Below are 18,642 nucleotides of genomic sequence, written 5' to 3' on the forward strand. Positions count from 1 at the left end.
GCGGGGCCTTAGCTGACTACTGGACTACGACTGGTAGGAACCAAAGTCGAAGTCGTCCAACGCGACGGCCTGGCCGCCGGTGTTGCCGAACTCGTAGTCGTAGTTGTCGTAACCGGTCACGGAGTACGCCGCGGCGCGAGCCTCATCGGTCGGCTCGACCTTGATGTTCCGGTAGCGCTCCAGGCCGGTGCCGGCCGGGATGAGCTTACCGATGATGACGTTCTCCTTCAGACCGCGCAGCGAGTCCGAGCGGCCGTTGATGGCAGCGTCGGTGAGGACGCGGGTGGTCTCCTGGAAGGAGGCCGCCGACAGCCAGGACTCGGTGGCCAGCGAGGCCTTGGTGATGCCCATCAGCTCCGGACGACCCGAGGCCGGCTTGCCGCCCTCGGAGACCACGCGCCGGTTCTCCGACTCGAAGTCGATGCGGTCGGCCAGGTCAGACGGGAGCAGGTTGGTGTCACCGGACTCGAGCACCGTGATCCGGCGCAGCATCTGCCGCACGATGATCTCGATGTGCTTGTCGTGGATGGACACACCTTGGCTCCGGTAGACCTGCTGGACCTCGTCCACGAGGTGCTGCTGCGTCTTGCGGACACCGAGGATACGGAGGACCTCCTTGGGGTCCGGCGTACCGATGGTCAGCGGAGCGCCGACCTCGATGTGGTCGCCGTCGCCAACCCGCAGACGCGAGCGGCGCGACACGACGTACTCCTTGACCTCGGAGCCGTCGTCCGGGGTGACCAGGACCTTGCGGGCCTTGTCGGTCTCCTCGATCTCGACGCGTCCGGCGACCTCGGAGATCGGCGTGACACCCTTCGGCGTACGCGCCTCGAAGAGCTCGACGACACGCGGCAGACCCTGCGTGATGTCATCGGCCGAGGCCACACCACCGGTGTGGAACGTACGCATGGTCAGCTGGGTGCCGGGCTCACCGATGGACTGGGCGGCGATGATGCCGACCGCCTCACCGATGTCGACGAGCTTGCCGGTGGCCAGCGAGCGGCCGTAGCACTTGGCACACGTACCCGTGCGGGCCTCACAGGTGAGGACCGAACGAACCTTGACCTCGGTGATGCCGGCGCGAACCAGCTCCTCGATCTTGACGTCGCCCAGGTCCTCGCCGGCGACCGCGAGAACCTCGCCGGTCGACGGGTGCTCGATGTCGACGGCAGCCGTGCGAGCGTACGCAGCGGTCTCGGCGTTGTCGTCCTTGACGACGACGCCGCCCGCCTCGACTCCGATGACCTTGGGCAGACCGCGCTCGGTGCCGCAGTCGTCCTCACGGATGATGACGTCCTGCGAGACGTCCACCAGACGACGGGTCAGGTAACCCGAGTCGGCGGTACGCAGCGCGGTGTCGGCCAGACCCTTACGAGCACCGTGGGTGGAGATGAAGTACTCCAGGACGGAGAGACCCTCGCGGAAGTTCGACTTGATCGGCCGCGGGATGATCTCGCCCTTCGGGTTGGCCACCAGGCCTCGCATGGCGCCGACCTGGCGGATCTGGTTGAAGTTACCCGAAGCACCCGAGGTGACCTGCATGTAGATCGGGTTCTTCTTGTCGAACGCCTTCTCCATGGCAGCACCGACGACCTTGGCGGCCTCGGTCCAGATCTCGACGAGCTCCTGACGGCGCTCCTCGTCGGTGACCAGGCCGCGCTCGAACTGCTTCTGCACCTTGGCAGCCTGCGTCTCGAAGGTCTCCAGGATCTCGGCCTTGTTCGGCGGCGTGGTGACGTCGTCGATGGAGACCGTGACACCCGAACGGGTGGCCCAGTGGAAGCCGTTGTCCTTGAGCGCGTCCAGCGACGCCGCGACCTCGACCTTGGTGTAACGCTCGGCCAGGTCGTTGATGATCGCGCCGAGCTGCTTCTTACCGACCTCGTAGTTCACGAAGGGGTAGTCGGCCGGCAGGGTGTCGTTGAAGATCACCCGGCCCAGCGTGGTCTCGAGCACGAGCGGGTTGCCTTCGGTCCAGCCCTCCGGCACGTCGTAGCCGATCGGCGGGACGATGTCGTCGAGGCGGATCTTGATCTTCGACTGCAGCGTGATCTCGAGGTGGTCGAAGGCCATGATGGCCTCGGCCGGGGACGAGAAGGCACGACCCTCGCCGGTCTCACCCTCGCGGTCGGAGGTGATGAAGTAGAGACCGATGATCATGTCCTGGGTCGGCATGGTGACCGGACGACCGTCGGACGGCTTGAGGATGTTGTTGGTCGAGAGCATCAGGATGCGAGCCTCGGCCTGGGCCTCCGCCGACAGCGGCAGGTGGACAGCCATCTGGTCACCGTCGAAGTCCGCGTTGAACGCGGTGCAGACGAGCGGGTGCAGCTGGATGGCCTTACCCTCGATCAGCTGCGGCTCGAAGGCCTGGATGCCGAGGCGGTGCAGGGTGGGCGCACGGTTCAGCAGAACCGGGTGCTCGGTGATGACCTCTTCGAGGACGTCCCACACGACCGGGCGAGCACGCTCGACCATCCGCTTGGCGGACTTGATGTTCTGAGCGTGGCTCAGGTCGACCAGGCGCTTCATCACGAACGGCTTGAACAGCTCCAGGGCCATCTGCTTCGGCAGACCGCACTGGTGCAGCTTGAGCTGCGGACCCGACACGATGACCGAACGGCCGGAGTAGTCGACGCGCTTACCGAGCAGGTTCTGACGGAAGCGACCCTGCTTGCCCTTGAGCATGTCGGAGAGCGACTTCAGCGGACGGTTGCCCGGCCCGGTGACCGGGCGGCCACGACGACCGTTGTCGAACAGCGAGTCGACGGCCTCCTGCAGCATCCGCTTCTCGTTGTTCACGATGATCTCGGGGGCACCGAGGTCGAGGAGACGCTTGAGGCGGTTGTTGCGGTTGATCACACGACGGTAGAGGTCGTTGAGGTCGGAGGTCGCGAAGCGGCCACCGTCGAGCTGCACCATCGGGCGCAGGTCCGGCGGGATGACCGGGACGGCGTCGAGCACCATGCCGGTCGGCTTGTTGCCGGTCTTGCGGAAGGCGTCGACGACCTTGAGGCGCTTGAGCGCGCGGACCTTGCGCTGACCCTTGCCGGTGGCGATGGTCTCGCGCAGGTTCTCGACCTCGGCCTCGATGTCGAAGTTCTCGAGGCGCTTCTGGATCGCCGTGGCGCCCATGTGGCCCTCGAAGTACTTCCCGAACCAGGTCTTCATCTCGCGGTAGAGCAGCTCGTCGCCCATGAGGTCCTGGACCTTCAGGCTCTTGAAGGTGTCCCAGACCTCGTCGAGACGGTTGACCTCACGCTCGGTGCGGTCGCGCAGCTGCTTCATCTCGCGCTCGGCGCCGTCCTTGACCTTGCGCTTGGCGTCGGACTTGGCGCCCTCGGCCTCGAGCGCGGCCAGATCGGTCTCGAGCTTCTTGGCGCGGTCGTTGATCGCCACGTCGAGCCGGCCGGTCAGCATCTTGCGCTGCTGGTCGACCTTGGCCTCGAGCGAGGACAGGTCGCGGTGACGCGAGTCCTCGTCGACCGAGGTGATCATGTACGCAGCGAAGTAGATGACCTTCTCCAGGTCCTTCGGAGCGAGGTCGAGCAGGTAGCCCAGCCGCGACGGAACGCCCTTGAAGTACCAGATGTGGGTCACCGGAGCGGCGAGCTCGATGTGGCCCATCCGCTCGCGGCGTACCTTGGAGCGGGTGACCTCGACGCCACAGCGCTCACAGATGATGCCCTTGAAGCGCACGCGCTTGTACTTGCCGCAGTAGCACTCCCAGTCCCGGGTGGGACCGAAGATCTTCTCGCAGAAGAGGCCGTCACGCTCGGGCTTGAGCGTGCGGTAGTTGATGGTCTCAGGCTTCTTGACCTCGCCGTGGCTCCACGCGCGGATCTCGTCCGCGGTGGCCAGGCCGATCTTGAGCTGATCGAAGAAGTTGACGTCGAGCACGGTGGCTTCCAGTTCCTTCGTTAGTTCTTGGAAAGTTCAAAGGGGACTGAGGGAGGGGAGGTACGCCGGGGCGTACCTCCCGCTCGTCAGACTTCCTCTACGGAAGAGGGCTCGCGACGGGAGAGGTCGATGCCGAGCTCCTCGGCGGCGCGGAAGACGTCTTCCTCCGCGTCACGAAGCTCGATCGCCGAACCGTCCTGGCTCAGCACCTCGACGTTCAGGCACAGCGACTGCATCTCCTTGACGAGAACCTTGAACGACTCCGGGATACCCGAGTCGGGGATGTTCTCGCCCTTGACGATCGCCTCGTACACCTTCACGCGGCCGGGCACGTCGTCGGACTTGATGGTGAGGAGCTCCTGCAGGGCGTAGGCGGCGCCGTACGCCTCCATCGCCCAGACCTCCATCTCACCGAAGCGCTGGCCACCGAACTGGGCCTTACCGCCGAGCGGCTGCTGGGTGATCATCGAGTATGGACCGGTCGAACGCGCGTGGATCTTGTCGTCGACCAGGTGGTGCAGCTTGAGGATGTACATGTAGCCCACGGCCACCGGCTCCGGGAACGGCTCGCCGGAGCGACCGTCGAAGAGGCGGGCCTTGCCGTCGGTGCCGACCACACGCCGACCGTCCCGGTTGGGGAGGGTCGCGCTGAGCAGGCCGGTGATCTCGTCCTCACGCGCACCGTCGAAGACCGGGGTGGCCACCTTGGTGCCCGGGTCGGCCTTGTCGGCGTGGATCTTGATGAGGCGCTGCTTCCAGGCGCTGTCCTCGGGGTCCTCGGAGAGGTTGAGGTCCCAGCCCTGCTTGGCGAGCCAGCCGAGGTGGAGCTCCAGGACCTGTCCGATGTTCATACGACGCGGAACACCGAGCGGGTTGAGCAGAACGTCGACCGGGGTGCCGTCCTCCATGAACGGCATGTCCTCGACCGGCAGGATCTTCGCGATGACGCCCTTGTTGCCGTGACGGCCGGCGAGCTTGTCACCCACGGAGATCTTGCGCTTCTGCGCCACGTAGACCCGAACCAGCTGGTTCACGCCCGGGGGCAGCTCGTCGCCCTCCTCACGGTCGAAGACGCGGACACCGATGACGGTGCCCTCCTCGCCGTGCGGAACCTTCATCGAAGTGTCGCGGACCTCGCGCGCCTTCTCACCGAAGATCGCGCGGAGCAGGCGCTCCTCCGGGGTCAGCTCGGTCTCGCCCTTCGGGGTGACCTTGCCGACCAGGATGTCACCGGTGGTGACCTCGGCGCCGATGCGGATGATGCCGCGCTCGTCGAGGTCGGCCAGCATCTCCTCGGAGACGTTCGGGATGTCCCGGGTGATCTCCTCCGGCCCCAGCTTGGTGTCGCGGGCGTCGACCTCGTGCTCCTCGATGTGGATCGAGGTGAGGTAGTCCTGCTGCACCAGACGCTGGGAGAGGATGATCGCGTCCTCGTAGTTGTGGCCCTGCCACGACTGGAAGGCGACCAGGAGGTTGGCACCCAGCGCCATCTCGGCACCCTGGGTCGCCGGACCGTCGGCCAGCGGGGAGCCGACCTCGACCCGGGCGCCCTCGTCGACCAGCGGCTGCTGGTTGACGCAGTTGCCCTGGTTGGAGCGCTCGAACTTCGCGAGCTTGTACGAGGTGTAGGTGCCGTCGTCGTTGAGGGTCTCGATCAGGTCGGAGGAGACCTCCTTGACCACACCGGCCTTCTTCGCGACGAGCACGTCACCGGCGTCGACAGCCGCGCGGTACTCGATGCCCGTGCCGACCAGCGGCGAGTCGCTGCGGACCAGCGGCACCGCCTGACGCTGCATGTTGGCGCCCATGAGCGCACGGTTGGCGTCGTCGTGCTCGAGGAAGGGGATCAGCGCGGTCGCGACCGACACCATCTGGCGCGGCGAGACGTCGATGTAGTCGACCTCGTCGGCCAGGAGCTCGGAGACCTCACCGTCGCGCTGGCGGACCAGCACGCGCTCGGTCGCGAACTTCATGTTCTCGTCGACAGCCGCGTTGGCCTGCGCGATGACGTAGCGGTCCTCGTCGTCGGCGGTCAGGTAGTCGATCTTGTCGGTGACGACACCGTTCTCGACCTTGCGGTAGGGCGTCTCGACGAAGCCGAACGGGTTGATCCGGCCGAAGGAGGCCAGCGAACCGATCAGACCGATGTTGGGACCTTCAGGGGTCTCGATCGGACACATCCGGCCGTAGTGCGACGGGTGGACGTCTCGGACCTCCATGCCGGCGCGGTCACGGGAGAGACCACCCGGGCCGAGAGCCGACAGACGCCGCTTGTGCGTCAGGCCCGCGAGCGGGTTGTTCTGGTCCATGAACTGCGACAGCTGCGAGGTGCCGAAGAACTCCTTCAGCGCAGCGACCACGGGACGGATGTTGATCAGGGACTGCGGCGTGATCGCCTCGACGTCCTGGGTCGTCATCCGCTCGCGCACCACGCGCTCCATACGAGCAAGGCCCGTACGCAGCTGGTTCTGGATCAGCTCGCCGACCGTACGCATCCGGCGGTTGCCGAAGTGGTCGATGTCGTCAGCGGCGACCTCGGTGATGCCGGCCGGCATCTCGAGCTGCGCACGCCCGTCGTGCAGCGCGACGATGTACTTGATCGTCGCGACGATGTCGTCGACGGTCAGGGTCTGCTGGTCGAAGGCCTCGGTCAGACCGAGCTTCTTGTTGACCTTGTAGCGACCGACCTTGGCGGTGTCGTAGCGCTTCGGGTTGAAGTAGTAGTTGTTCAGCAGCGTCTGCGCGGCCTCACGCGTCGGGGGCTCGCCCGGGCGCAGCTTGCGGTAGATGTCGAGCAGCGCGTCGTCCTGAGCGGTGGTGCTGTCCTTCTCGAGGGTCAGCATCATCGACTCGTACTCGCCGAACTCCTCGCGGATCTGCTCGTTGGTCCAGCCGAGGGCCTTGAGCAGCACCGTGACGTTCTGCTTGCGCTTGCGGTCGAGGCGGACGCCGACCAGGTCGCGCTTGTCGATCTCGAACTCGAGCCAGGCGCCGCGGCTGGGGATCAGCTTGGCGGTGTAGATGTCCTTGTCGGACGTCTTGTCGGCGGTGCGCTCGAAGTAGACGCCCGGGGACCGGACGAGCTGCGAGACGACAACACGCTCGGTGCCGTTGATGACGAAGGTGCCCTGCTCGGTCATGAGCGGGAAGTCGCCCATGAAGACCGTCTGGCCCTTGATCTCGCCGGTGTCGTTGTTGGTGAACTCCGCCGAGACATAGAGAGGCGCGGAGTAGGTGAAGTCCTTCTCCTTGCACTCCTCGACGGTGTACTTGGGGTCGTAGAAGACAGGGCTCTCGAACGAGAGGGACATCGTCTCCGAGAAGTCCTCGATCGGGGAGATCTCCTCGAAGATCTCCTGTAGACCGGACTTGTGAGACACGTCCTCCCCCGCTGCTTCGCGGGCGGCGACCTGCTCCTGCCAGCGCTCGTTACCGATCAGCCAGTCGAAGCTGTCGGTCTGGAGGGCGAGGAGCTTGGGAAGCTCGAGAGGCTCTGAGATCTTAGCGAAAGAGATGCGGCGAGGGGTGGAGTCACCCGACGAGGTGCGCGCGGCCAAGAGGAATCCTTCGACAAGGTTCGCAGGTGGATTCGCGCTGCCGACCACCGAGCAGCCACCGGGCAGGCTGAGGGGCATATGAAGGCATGCGCAAAGCGCCATCGTACGGCACAAAAGCGCACTTCACAACACCGGGCCCAATTAAAAGTCCGGCGTACCTTCATTCACACCTGCGGCGCTCGAGCGTCGGCGTTGTTGGTGCAGTGCCATTGTCGAGCATCGCGGATGATCATGCGCCCCATCGGCACCCCGGGTCAAGCATCCGCGCCAATCGGTCCGACCCACGGAAAAGTTATTCCAATCACTTGACAGGTAGCGCAAAGGCCCGGAATGCCGGGCCGGGCCGGCAACTAGTCCTGGCTGGGCTGGGTCTCGACCTTGTCCACCAGCCACTCGTCGCCGACCTTGGCCATCGTGAGCATCGCGTACTCCTGGTAGCCGATCGGGGTGCTCCGCTGGGCGTTGGTGACCTGACGGTCGACCAGCACGAGGATCTGCACGGTGTCCTCGGAGACCCGGATGACGCCGGCGTCGACCGGGGCGAGCGTCTTCACCACGGTCTTCGTCTCGGGGACGTTGTCGACGAGCACCGCGAAGAGCCGGTCGTAGTCCTCGCGGTAGTCCTTCGTCATCACGTCGTGAGCCTTGCTCTTCGACTCGTCCATCTTGCTGTAGTCGTAGGAGAGCAGCGGGACGGCGGCCTTCTTCGCCGCCTCGAGCGCCTCGGCGCCCTGCTCCTCGACGAGAAGCTTGTGGTTGCGGGTGATCTGCTTGCCCACCGCACCCTCGACGGTGCTGGTCGTGACGTTGTTGTTGGCGACGGTGCTGACCTTGTCCTGCCCGAAGAAGACCACACCGGCAGCGACGACCGCGGCCAGGGCGAGCGCGCCGGCGGCGACCAGTCCCCAAGTCGGGAGCAGCGGCAGCGTACGTCCGGTGGTCGCACTCTCCTCGGTGTCGGGCTCCTCGTCGGCAGGCTCCTCGTCGGCAGGCTCGTCGTCGGCAGCTGCGTCGGCCGCCACCGCGGCGTCGGCGGTCTCCTCGTCGGCCTCACTGTCCTCGTCCTCGGCCGCAGCCTCCTCGAGAGCGGCCAGCTCCGCGTCGTACGCAGCCCGCTTCTTCTCGTCCAGCAGGACCGCGGCGGCATCGTTGAGGGTGCGGAAACGGCGGTCGGTGGGGTCCAGGTCGGCGATCGCGGACTTCCATGCCGCGCGGATGTCGTCGGTGGCGGCATCGGGCTCGACGTCGAGCAGGTCGTACCAGGTCGGACTAGTCATCGTGGAACTCATGGTGTCACCCCTTCGCTGCTTTCCGAAGTAGGAGCTTCCTCGGCGGGGTACCAGTCGTCGACCAGCCACTTCCCGTTCTGCTTCACCAGCTCCACCTCCGTACGGGCGAGCTGACGCGCCGCCTCGACGCGCTCCTCGGAGCCCTCGGACTTCGGGTAGCTGATCGCCAGCTCGGCGACGACGAGCACGGTCGCGCTGTCCTCGTCGAGGCCGGCGACGCCCGTGCTGTGCACGCTCGTGGTGCGACCGACGCCCTGCTGGACGACAGTGGCCTCGGCGAAGGCGACGTTGCCCAGGAAGCTCTTCTCGAACTTCGGGGTCAGCAGCTCACCCACCCGCTCGCGATACTTCGGCATCGTCTTCTTGTCGCTGCCGACGTCATCGGGACCGTAGGTGTTGACCCGGCCGACGAACTTGTCGGCCGCCGCCATCACCTGCTCGCGCTGGCTCACCACCGACTCGTCGGCGCCGCGGGTCAGCTGCCAGCCGACGTAGCCGACGGCAGCCAGGATCACGGCGATCAGCAGGGCCAGTACGCCCCAGCGGAGCAGTGCGCCCCGGTTCGCGGTCGCCTGGTCGGTCTCTGCGCCGGTCTCCGTGTCGGGTCCGGGGTCGGTCGTGGTGCTCAAGACGGATCACTCTCTGTGGTCAGCGGCTCCAGGAGCCATTTCCAAGCATCAACACCGTACGCCGAGGGCGGATCGGTCGATGCAGCAGCGTTCCGGGCCCCGACCCCGGTCGGCTGCGTGGTGGTCAGGGGTCCGGCTACTCGGTCTCCATCGGCTGCAGGTAGAGCCACTTCCAGGCGTCCTCGCCGTAGGAGGCGGGAGCGGCGGTCGACACCGTGGTGTCCTCGGCCTCGCCCCAGGTGAGCTCGCCGGTGTCCGGGTCGAAGCTGGCGATCGAGTCGGTGCCACCGACGGCCGCACGCGGCACCTGGCTGGAGCCACGAGGGTTCGACTTGCTCGGGTCCTCTGTGCAGGAGACCTCCGTGTTGAACGGACGGCTCTGCAGATCCAGCGGGCTGCGCTTCTTGGTGCTCTCGTAACCCTGCTTGCACGGCGCCTGGCTGGTCAGGGCCAACCCGAAGTGAGCCTGGGCGAGGCCGGGGTGGCCGACGTCGACGACCGCGAAGCTGCCCTCGACGACGACCGGGAAGATCGAGAGCAGGTGCCTGACGCCGGGCAGGTTCTTCCGGACGACCTTGCCGGTCACCAGCACCTCGTTGAGGAGCTCGCCGATCTCCACCCCGTTCTGCTCAAGGAACTGGCGCAGCTCGATGGAGCCGGCCGAGCCGCTCTGGATCAGCCTGATCAGGTCCTTGTTGGAGCCGGCCAGGGTGCCGGTGAACAGCTCCAGGTCGGTCGCGAACGACTTGATCGCCGAGCTGCTGTCCAGCTGACCCTGGAGGACCGTGTTGCTGTCCCGGATCAGCTGGGTGGTGAGGGCGAAGTTCTGGTCGGCGGTCTCCACGAAGGCAGTGCCGGTGTCGATGATGGTCTGCAGGTCCTGACCGGTGCCGGCGAAACCCTTGCCGAGCTCGTCGATGGTCGTGGTGAGCGCCTTCTGGTCGACCGAGTTCACCGTCGTGGTGACGTCCTCGAGGAGCTTCTCGGTCGGCAGCGGCGTGGTCGTCGCGGCGCGGGCGATCTCGGAGCCGTCCTCGAGGTAGGGGCCGCCCTTGGACTGCGGCTGGAGCTCGACGTACTGCTCACCGACGGCCGAGCGGTTGCCGACCACGGCGAGGCTGTCCGCCGGGATCTTGTCCCGCCAGCCCTTGTCGATCTTCAGGGTCACGTCGACACCGCTGCGGTTGAGCACCAGCTCACCGACCTGGCCGATCTTGACGCCTCGGTAGTCGACCTCGGCGTCCTCGTAGATGCCGCCGGACTGCTCGAAGTGGGCCATCACGACGTAGTGGTCCTTGACGAACAGGGACCCCAGGCGGGCGTAGCGCGCACCGACGAAGCTGACCCCGACGAGGGTGATCAGCAAGAAGACCATCAGCTGCATCTTCGTACGGCGGGTGATCATGAGACGCCCTCCTGGTGAGTGTTGCTCGAGGTGCTCAGCGCGGGGATCATCAGCGAGGTCAGCCCCGGGTCGAGCTCCTTGCTCAGCTCGTCGTACGTCACCGCATGCGTCCCCGGTGCCGCACCGGCACGGCAGAACAGGAGCAGTACGCACCCGGAGCCGTCCTCGGTGGTGCTCCCGCCGTTGGACGAGGGGGCCCCGAGCCCGAGCAGCCCGTCGAGGGTCTTCCCGATCGAACCCAGCACGCCCGTCACGCATGCCTGGGGCGCCGAGGAGGACTGTCCGGTCAGCACCTCCTGGCAGGTGTCGATGGCGCTGGCCAGCCCGCCGTCCTTGCAGACGTTCGTGAGGTTGTTGAGCCAGTCGAGAGCGGTCTCCTCGTCCGGATACGTCTTGAGCTTCCGGTTGATCTCCTCGAGACCCCAGCAGACGGTGTCGCCGACCCTAGGCGCGTTCTGGAGCAGCGTGTCGAGGTTGAGGTCGACGGTGACGTCGAGGTTGACGAAGTCACCCATGTGCAGGTTGCGCGCGGCCTGCGGCGAACCACCGACCGCGGCGTCGACGAATGGATAGGTGAGGATCGTGTTCATCGCCCGGACGAAGTCGTCGCCGGAGTCGGCCAGGTTCGACAGGACCGGCCTGAGGTCCTTGATGATGCCGATGGTGTTGTCCTTGGACGCCCGGATGACGCGTACGCCGGTGTCTCCGAGCCGCTCCAGGGCCTTGAGCATCTTCACGAGGTCGGCCCGCTGCTCGTCGAGGCTGGAGAGCGCCGAAGGCAGCTCGTCGAGGGCAGCGTCGATGGAGCCCATCTGCGCGTTGGTGGCCTTCGCCAGCGCATCGAGCGCCTCGATCGCCGCGACGATCTTCTCCTTGTTGTTGTCGAGGTCGCGCGCCAGCTTCTCCACCTGGTGGAGTACGGAGCGGGCGGAGTCCTCACGGCCGGCGAGCGCCTTGTTGAGCTCGGTCGAGATCGTCTTCAGCTGAGCCACGCCACCACCGTTGAGCAGCAGGCTCAGCGCACTGAAGACCTCTTCGATCTCCGGGTTGCGGCCGGTCTGCGACAGCGGGATGGTCGAGCCGTCGGCGAGCTTGGACGAATCGGGCTCGGCCGGCCGCTCCAGCGAGACGAACTTCTCGCCCAGCAGGGAGGTCTGCTGGATCGACGCACGGGCGTTGCTCGGCAGGCTGACGTTCTTCTTCAACAGCATCTCGACGGTGGCGACGCCGTCGTCGAGCCAGATCTTGTTGATCTTGCCGACGTCGATGTCCTCGAGCTTGACGGTCGACTGGGGCACCAGGTCGAGGGTGTCCTCGAACTGCGCGGTGACCGAGATCGCGTCGCTACCCGCGTCCACCCCACCCGGGAGCGGCAGGTCGTAGACGGAGAAGGTGCCGCAGCCGGTCAGCATCAGGGCGCCGGCGATCACGCCGACGAATGCCTGGAGGGCGCGCTTCATCGTTTCACCTCCACCAGGCCGCCGAGCGACATGTCATAGGGCACTCCGTAGGACGAACCCGTGCCGAGCCCGATCGCCGCGGAGCGGTTCAGCCCCGGCATCTGCCGGATCTGCGAGCAGATCTCGGCGCTGCTGCCGTCGGTCGCCTGGTCCACGAGGCTGCACAGGAAGGAGGCCGGGTTCTCGATGATCTCGTCGAGGATCATGGTGATGTTGGCGTTGGTGTCGAGCGTGGCCGTCTCCGGGTTGTAGGCCAGGCCCAGGTTGTTGAGCGCCAGCGGAGCGGTCCGGAGGCTCTCGTCGAGCGCCTTGCGCTGCTTCACGAGGACCTTGCCGATCCGGTTGAGGCTCTGGATGTCCTCGCGCAGGATCGCCTTGTTGTCCCGGACGAACTGGGTGACCTTGTTCAGCGCCACCGAGAGGTTCTTCATCGACGCGGCGAGCTCTTCGCGCTCACCCTCCAGCATCGAGGAGACCTCGGCGAGCGCCTGGGCGAAGTCGCGTACGGTCTTGTCGTTCTCGGCGAGCGTGCCGATGAAGCCTTCGAGCTGCTCGGCCGAGTCGAAGAACTGCTCGTCGCGGTTGTCGAGCACCTTGGTCAGCTTGCCGAGGTCGCCGACGGTCGAGTTGATCTTCTCGCCCTGGCCGCCGAGGTTCTTCGCGGTCTGCTGCAGCAGGTCGGTGAGGGCGCCGTTCTTGTTGGCTCCGTCCGGACCGATCGCGACCACGAGGTCGTCGACGCTGGAGTAGATCTGGTCGAGCTCGACCGGGACCGAGGTCTTGTCGGTGCTCAGCACCGCACCGTCGGCCAGCTTCTTGCCGCCGTCGTAGGCCGGCGTGACCTGGACGTAGCGGTCGCCGACGATCGACGGCGAGATGATCACGGCCTTGGCGTCCGCGGGCAGGTCGACGTCGCTCTTGTATTCCAGGGTGACCTTCACGTCGGTGCCGTTCGGCTCGACCGAGGTCACCTTGCCGACGGCGACGCCGAGCACGCGCAGGTCGCTGCCCTCATAGAGCGAGACCGTACGCGGGAAGTGCGCCACGAGCGTCTTCTCACCGGTGTCGCGGACCAGCGCCCAGGCGCCGACCCCGAGGACGAGAGCACCGATGATGATCGGAACAATTACCTTGTTCATGGGGTCCTCCCAGTGAGAGCCGGAACGGGAGGCATGTTCTGGATGTAGGTGTCCCACCAGGGGCCGTTGCCCAGGGTGTTGTTGAAGACCTTGTAGAACGGCGCCATCAGCCGCAGGGACTTCTCGAGGTTCTCCTCGTTCTTCGTGAAGACGTCGAGGATCACGTCGAGGCTCTCCAGCGCCGGCTTGAGGTCGGCACGGCTGTCGTCGACCAGCTGGGAGAGCTCCTTCGAGAGCAGCTGGGTCGAGAGCAGCAGGTTGTGGACCGCCTCGCGGCGCTCGACCAGCGCAGCGAAGAGCTGGTTGGCGTCGTTCATCAGCGTGATCAGGTCCTCGTCGCGCTCGTCGAGCACCTTCGTCACCCGGTCGAGCTGGGTGAGCAGCGACTCGATGCGCTCGTCCTTGGCGGCGAGGTTGCGGGAGAGGTCGGAGACGCCGGTGAGGGCGGCCTGGAACTCCTCCGGCGTCGACCGGGTCAGGTCGGCGAGCGTGGTGAGCGCCGCGGCGAGCTGGTCCTTGTCGATGTTGGCGGAGGTGTCGGCCAGCCCCTCGAAGGCCTCGACCACGTCGTAGGGAGACTCCGTGCGGTCGACCGGGATGGTGGCTCCCGCCTTCATCTGGCCCTCTCCGGCCGGCTGCAGCTCGAGGAACATGTCGCCGAGCAGCGTCTTCACGCGTACGCCGGCTCCCGAGTTCTCACCGAAGTTGACCTTCTCGCGGATCTTGAAGCCGACCTTGACCTGGTTGCCGTCCAGCTCGATCGAGTCGACCTTGCCGACCCGGACGCCCGCCACGCGGACCTCGTCGCCGGCCTTGAGGCCACCGGCCTCGGAGAAGTTGGCGTAGTAGGTGGTGCCACCACCGATCAGCGGCAGGCTGTCGGCCTTGAACGCCATCACCAACAGCATGACGAGGACGGCGATCGAGACGGCGCCGATCTTGACTGGGTTACGTTCGCGGAAGGGAATCATCCGAGGTTGCACCTCGCTTGACCGGGCTCGTAGAGCGGAATCTCGAGGTCCTTGCCCTCAGGGTCTCGGATCGTGCCCCGCAGACCGCACAGGTAGAAGTTGAACCAACCGCCGTAGCTGGCCGTCGCGCCGATCTTGTCCAGCTTGATCGGCTGGAGCTCGAGGGCGTCGTCGAGCTGGCGCTTGTCCTTGGCCACCTCGTCGGAGAACCTCCGGGCCTGGCGCAGGTCCTCCAGGAGCGGGTCCTTCGCCTCGTGCACCAGGTCGGCGGTCTCCACGGAGAGCGCCGAGATCTGGTCCAGGGAGCCGAGGATCGCCTCGCGGTCGTTGTTGAGACCGCCGACGAAGTCGCGGAAGGTCACGATCAGGCTGGAGAGCTCCTTCTCGCGGTCGCCCACGTGCTCGAGCACCTCGGTGAGGTTGTCGATCAGAGCGTTGATGACCTGGTCCTTCTCGGCCAGCGTCGAGGTCAGCGAGGCGGTGTGGGAGAGCAGGCTCTCCAGCGTGCCGCCCTCGCCCTGGAAGACCTGGACGATCTCGTAGGACAGGGTGTTGACGTCGTTGGGCGACAGCGCCTGGAACAGCGGCTTGAACCCGTTGAAGAGCACGGTCAGGTCGAGCGCCGGGTGGGTCTGCCCGACCGGGATGGTCTGGCCCTCCTGCAGGGCGGAGGAGTCGCCCACCAGCTGGTTGGTCAGCGCCAGATAGCGCTGGCCGATCAGGTTGCGGTACTTGATCGTCGCCTCGGTCGTGGTCGCGATCTGCTGCGCGCTGTCGACCGTGAAGGTGACCACCGCGCTGCGGGCGTCGTCGGAGATCTCGATGCCCTTGACCGAGCCGACCTTGACCCCGGAGATGCGTACGTCGTCGCCCTTGTTCACACCGGTGACGTCGGTGAAGACGGCCTTGTACTCATCGGTCTGCCCGAAGGTGACGTTGCCGATGGTGATCGCAAGCAGGCCGGTGGCCAGGGTCGTGACGATCACGAAGATCACCAGCTTCCAGAAGTCCTGGAAGGTCTTGGCGTCGAAGAGCTTCACTGCGCTCATTCGTACGTCACCTCAGCTCCACGTGCGGCCGGACCGAGCAGCAGCCCGCCGAGGTCCGGGACCTCACTGGCGGTCATGCCCATGCCGGGGGCGAACAGCTCGTTGATGACATCGGTCTCGGCCGACGTGCCGACGTAGGACAGGGCCGAGTAGCCGGTCGTCCCGGTGGCGGAGCGCATGACACCCTTTCCGGTGGGCTCGTCGACGCCGTCGTTCTTGTTGGGGAACGGCGCGAACGGCTTCTTCTGGCTCCAGGACGCGTTCGGCATCTCACCGCAGTAGGGGCCGCTGTCCTCGCCGTAGCGCGGCTTGTCCTTGGTCGAGTAGGGACGCGACTGGTGCGGCAGCGTCTCCAGCGTGATATGGACGGTGTTGTTGCGGAACACTTCGGTGAACTCGTCGGTCAGGATGTCCATGCCACCGATGAGGCACGGGAACATCGGGGCGTAACGGGCCAGCGTCTGGGTGACCGGCCGACCGACCTCGCCGACCTGGATCAGCGTGTCGCCGTTGTCGTCGAGGAACTTGTCGGCGGTGTTGGAGAACGCGGTGACGTCGGTCAGCATCTTGTTGAGCTCCACCTCGCGGTCCTCGAGCGTGGTCGCGGTGACGATGGTGTTGCGCAGGATCTGACCGATCTCCGGGAGCACGGCCTGGTAGGTGCCGGAGACCTCCGTGGCGAGCTCGAGGTCCTCGATCAGCGCCGGGATCTCGGGGTTCAGCCGCTTCAGGTAGGAGTCGAGGGTGTCGAGCGACTCCCCGAGCTTGTCGCCGCGACCCTCGAGGGCGGTGGCGAGCGCGTTGAGCGTGTTGTTGAGGTCGGCCGGCTGGATCGTCCGCAGCAGCGGGTAGAGGTCACGCAGCACGGCCTGGACCTCGGTGGCCATCTTGGTCTTCTCGATGACCGCACCGGCCTGGATCGGCTCGGTGAAGTCGGTGTCGGGCGGGACCAGCGAGACGTACTTCTGGCCGAAGAGAGTCTTGGGGAGGATCGCGCCGGTCACGTCCGGGTGGACCTTGCTGATCTCCTCGGGGAACAGCCCCAGGGTCAGCTCGGCACCCTCGTCGGTCGGCTTCATGTCGAGGACCTCGCCCACGATCAGGCCACGGACCTTGACGTCGGCGCGCTCGGGGAGCTGCAGACCGACGCGGTCGGCCTTGAGGGTGATCTCCTCGAACTGTCCGAACCGGTTGGTGAACTGCGCCCAGGTCAGGACGAGCGCGGCCAGGAGCAGCGCGAGGAAGAGGATCCCGAGGATCTTGCCCTTCTGCCGGCCCCAGGCGAGTGCGACGGCGCTGCGCTTGTGCGGCGTGGGCAGGTCGTGATGGACCTCGTCGCGAGCGAGTGTCTGAGTCATCCCGCCAACCTCACTGTCGTCGTGCTGCCCCAGATCGCCATCGAGAGCATCAGGTCGAGCACGGAGACGGCGACGATGCTCGTACGCACCGCCTTACCGACCGCGACACCGACCCCTGCGGGGCCGCCGGAGGCGTTGTAGCCGTGGTAGCAGTGGATCAGGATCACCACGACGGCGAAGATCAGCACCTTGCCGAAGGACCACAGCACGTCGACGGGCGGCAGGAACGTGTTGAAGTAGTGGTCGTACGTCCCCGCACTCTGGCCGTAGAAGAGGATCACTGTGAACCGGGTGGCGACGTAGGAGGAGAGCAGGCCGACCACGTAGAGCGGCACGATCGCGATCAGGCCGCCGATCATCCGGGTGGTCACCAGGAACGGCAGCGACGGGATCGCCATCACCTCGAGGGCATCCACCTCTTCGGAGATGCGCATCGCGCCGAGCTGGGCGGTGAAACCGCAGCCGACCGTCGCCGCGAGCGCGATGCCGGCGACCAGCGGCGCGATCTCACGGGTGTTGAAGTAGGCCGACACGAAGCCGGAGAACGCCGAGGTGCCGAGCTGGTCGAGTGCGGTGTAGCCCGACAGGCCGACCTGGGCACCGGTGAAGAAGGTCATCGCCAAGATCACGCCGACGGTGCCGCCGATGACGGCCAGCGCCCCCGACCCGAGGGTGACCTCGGCGAGGATCCGGAGGATCTCCTTCTTGTAGCGCCTCAGTGTGCGCGGAAACCACGCGATCGCGCGCAGGTAGAAGCCGAGCTCGTCACCGAGGTGGTCGAGGCTCTTGGCAGGCTTCTGGTAGATCGCCTTGATGTTCGCCATCCGTCTCGCCTCCTATCCGGACTTGCTCGGGATGATCTGCAGGAAGATCGCAGACATCACGAAGTTCACGATGAACAGCAGCAGGAACGTGATGACGACCGACTGGTTCACGGCGTCGCCGACACCCTTGGGGCCACCGCCGGCGTTCATGCCCATGTAAGAAGCCACGATCGCCGCGATCAGACCGAACACGAGCGCCTTCGCCAGGCCCTGCCACAGGTCGGCCATCTGCGCGAGCGCGGTGAAGCTGGCCAGGTAGGCACCCGGGGTGCCGCCCTGGATGATGACGTTGAAGACGTACCCGCCCATGACGCCGACGATCGAGACCAAACCGTTGAGGAAGACCGCGATCATCATGCAGGCGAGAACACGCGGGACCACCAGCCGCTGGATCGGGTCGATGCCCAGAACCATCATGGCGTCGAGCTCTTCGCGGATCTTCCGAGCACCGAGGTCGGCGGCGATCGCCGAGCCGCCGGCACCCGCGACCAGCAGGGCGGTCGCGATCGGGGCAGCCTGCTGGACGACCGCGAGGACCGCGGCCGATCCCACGAAGGACTGCGCACCGAACTGGGCCACGAGGCCACCGACCTGGAGCGCGATGACCGCGCCGAAGGGGATCGCGACCAGCGCGGTCGGGACGATCGTCACCGACGCGATGAACCACGCCTGCTGGATGAACTCTCGGAACTGGAAGGGGCGCCGAAACACGGCGCGCCCCACGTCCAGACCGAACGCGAAGAGCGAGCCAGCGGTCCCGATCGGTTTCAGGACCCTGGCGGCGGTCATGGATGACATCAGTGAGGAGCCTCTGTGGGGTCTGCTGTTTTCACACCACCGGGGGCCATGGCCGCGTCTGCTCGGAACGACCCCGGCGGCGGGGTGACACCGTTCTCTCGGCACCAGGCGCCCGGCGGACGCTGGTACTTGCGCGGAATGCCGTTGGACGGCTCCAGCTGCATCGGGATCGGCGGCAACGGCGGCAGACCCATGTCCTTCTCCGCAGCCAACTCATCGGCGTCCTTCTCCTCCGACATACCGATCGGGCCGATCGTCTGAGC

General features: G+C 66.3%; 12 protein-coding genes and 1 pseudogene. All 13 read right to left on the reverse strand.

All coding sequences use genetic code 11. The annotated features are described in order from the left end of the window. Nucleotides 1-24: 24 nt before the first annotated feature. Nucleotides 25-3,900: a DNA-directed RNA polymerase subunit beta' gene (locus ACFWQC_RS20255; protein WP_378681942.1), complete on the reverse strand. Its 3,876-nt coding sequence runs from the start codon at nt 3,898-3,900 to the stop codon at nt 25-27. Between the two features lie 86 nt (nt 3,901-3,986). Next, on the reverse strand, nt 3,987-7,457 hold the full coding sequence (gene rpoB, locus ACFWQC_RS20260) for a DNA-directed RNA polymerase subunit beta (protein WP_378681944.1): 3,471 nt from the start codon (nt 7,455-7,457) through the stop codon (nt 3,987-3,989). Nucleotides 7,458-7,807: 350 nt separating this feature from the next. Beyond that, entirely contained in the window at nt 7,808-8,746 is a 939-nt protein-coding gene (locus tag ACFWQC_RS20265; protein WP_378681947.1) for a J domain-containing protein, read from the reverse strand. After that, complete coding sequence (locus ACFWQC_RS20270) at nt 8,743-9,375, reverse strand: hypothetical protein (RefSeq protein ID WP_160025579.1); 633 nt, start codon at nt 9,373-9,375, stop codon at nt 8,743-8,745. Before ACFWQC_RS20270 ends, ACFWQC_RS20265 begins: the two co-directional genes overlap by 4 nt. A 136-nt stretch (nt 9,376-9,511) precedes the next feature. Further along, a complete protein-coding gene (locus ACFWQC_RS20275) occupies nt 9,512-10,780 on the reverse strand; it encodes an MCE family protein (RefSeq protein ID WP_378681950.1) in 1,269 nt (422 codons plus the stop codon). Continuing rightward, nucleotides 10,777-12,240 (reverse strand): MCE family protein, encoded by a 1,464-nt coding sequence (locus ACFWQC_RS20280; RefSeq protein ID WP_378681953.1) that lies wholly within the window; start codon nt 12,238-12,240, stop codon nt 10,777-10,779. The genes ACFWQC_RS20275 and ACFWQC_RS20280 overlap by 4 nt, the downstream gene beginning before the upstream one ends. Then, entirely contained in the window at nt 12,237-13,379 is a 1,143-nt protein-coding gene (locus ACFWQC_RS20285) for an MCE family protein (RefSeq protein WP_378681956.1), read from the reverse strand. The genes ACFWQC_RS20280 and ACFWQC_RS20285 overlap by 4 nt, the downstream gene beginning before the upstream one ends. Next, entirely contained in the window at nt 13,376-14,350 is a 975-nt protein-coding gene (locus ACFWQC_RS20290; RefSeq protein ID WP_378681959.1) for an MCE family protein, read from the reverse strand. Before ACFWQC_RS20290 ends, ACFWQC_RS20285 begins: the two co-directional genes overlap by 4 nt. Next, nucleotides 14,347-15,399 (reverse strand): MlaD family protein, encoded by a 1,053-nt coding sequence (locus tag ACFWQC_RS20295; RefSeq protein WP_355019326.1) that lies wholly within the window; start codon nt 15,397-15,399, stop codon nt 14,347-14,349. The genes ACFWQC_RS20290 and ACFWQC_RS20295 overlap by 4 nt, the downstream gene beginning before the upstream one ends. After that, the gene (locus ACFWQC_RS20300; protein WP_378681962.1) at nt 15,396-16,757 is read right to left on the reverse strand and encodes an MCE family protein; all 1,362 of its coding nucleotides are present in this window, start codon (nt 16,755-16,757) and stop codon (nt 15,396-15,398) included. Before ACFWQC_RS20300 ends, ACFWQC_RS20295 begins: the two co-directional genes overlap by 4 nt. Further along, entirely contained in the window at nt 16,754-17,581 is an 828-nt protein-coding gene (locus ACFWQC_RS20305; protein ID WP_378681965.1) for an MlaE family ABC transporter permease, read from the reverse strand. Before ACFWQC_RS20305 ends, ACFWQC_RS20300 begins: the two co-directional genes overlap by 4 nt. 12 nt (nt 17,582-17,593) lie before the next feature. Further along, nucleotides 17,594-18,379, reverse strand: a complete 786-nt coding sequence (locus ACFWQC_RS20310) for an MlaE family ABC transporter permease (RefSeq protein ID WP_378681968.1) — start codon at nt 18,377-18,379, stop codon at nt 17,594-17,596. Next, nucleotides 18,379-18,642 (reverse strand): annotated as a pseudogene (locus ACFWQC_RS20315) (ABC transporter ATP-binding protein); the annotation flags it as partial. The gene ACFWQC_RS20310 and the pseudogene ACFWQC_RS20315, both read right to left, overlap by 1 nt.

Origin of the sequence: Nocardioides sp. NPDC058538, from assembly GCF_042719275.1 — a bacterium.
GTDB lineage: Bacteria > Actinomycetota > Actinomycetes > Propionibacteriales > Nocardioidaceae > Nocardioides.

Excerpts from the sequence above, each read along its gene's own strand:
- ACFWQC_RS20300 (WP_378681962.1), bottom strand. The coding sequence starts at position 16,757 with ATGACTCAGACACTCGCTCGCGACGAGGTCCATCACGACCTGCCCACG.
- ACFWQC_RS20305 (WP_378681965.1), bottom strand. The coding sequence starts at position 17,581 with ATGGCGAACATCAAGGCGATCTACCAGAAGCCTGCCAAGAGCCTCGAC.
- ACFWQC_RS20265 (WP_378681947.1), bottom strand. The coding sequence starts at position 8,746 with ATGAGTTCCACGATGACTAGTCCGACCTGGTACGACCTGCTCGACGTC.
- ACFWQC_RS20275 (WP_378681950.1), bottom strand. The coding sequence starts at position 10,780 with ATGATCACCCGCCGTACGAAGATGCAGCTGATGGTCTTCTTGCTGATC.
- ACFWQC_RS20285 (WP_378681956.1), bottom strand. The coding sequence starts at position 13,379 with ATGAACAAGGTAATTGTTCCGATCATCATCGGTGCTCTCGTCCTCGGG.
- ACFWQC_RS20310 (WP_378681968.1), bottom strand. The coding sequence starts at position 18,379 with ATGTCATCCATGACCGCCGCCAGGGTCCTGAAACCGATCGGGACCGCT.
- ACFWQC_RS20295 (WP_355019326.1), bottom strand. The coding sequence starts at position 15,399 with ATGAGCGCAGTGAAGCTCTTCGACGCCAAGACCTTCCAGGACTTCTGG.
- ACFWQC_RS20280 (WP_378681953.1), bottom strand. The coding sequence starts at position 12,240 with ATGAAGCGCGCCCTCCAGGCATTCGTCGGCGTGATCGCCGGCGCCCTG.
- ACFWQC_RS20290 (WP_378681959.1), bottom strand. The coding sequence starts at position 14,350 with ATGATTCCCTTCCGCGAACGTAACCCAGTCAAGATCGGCGCCGTCTCG.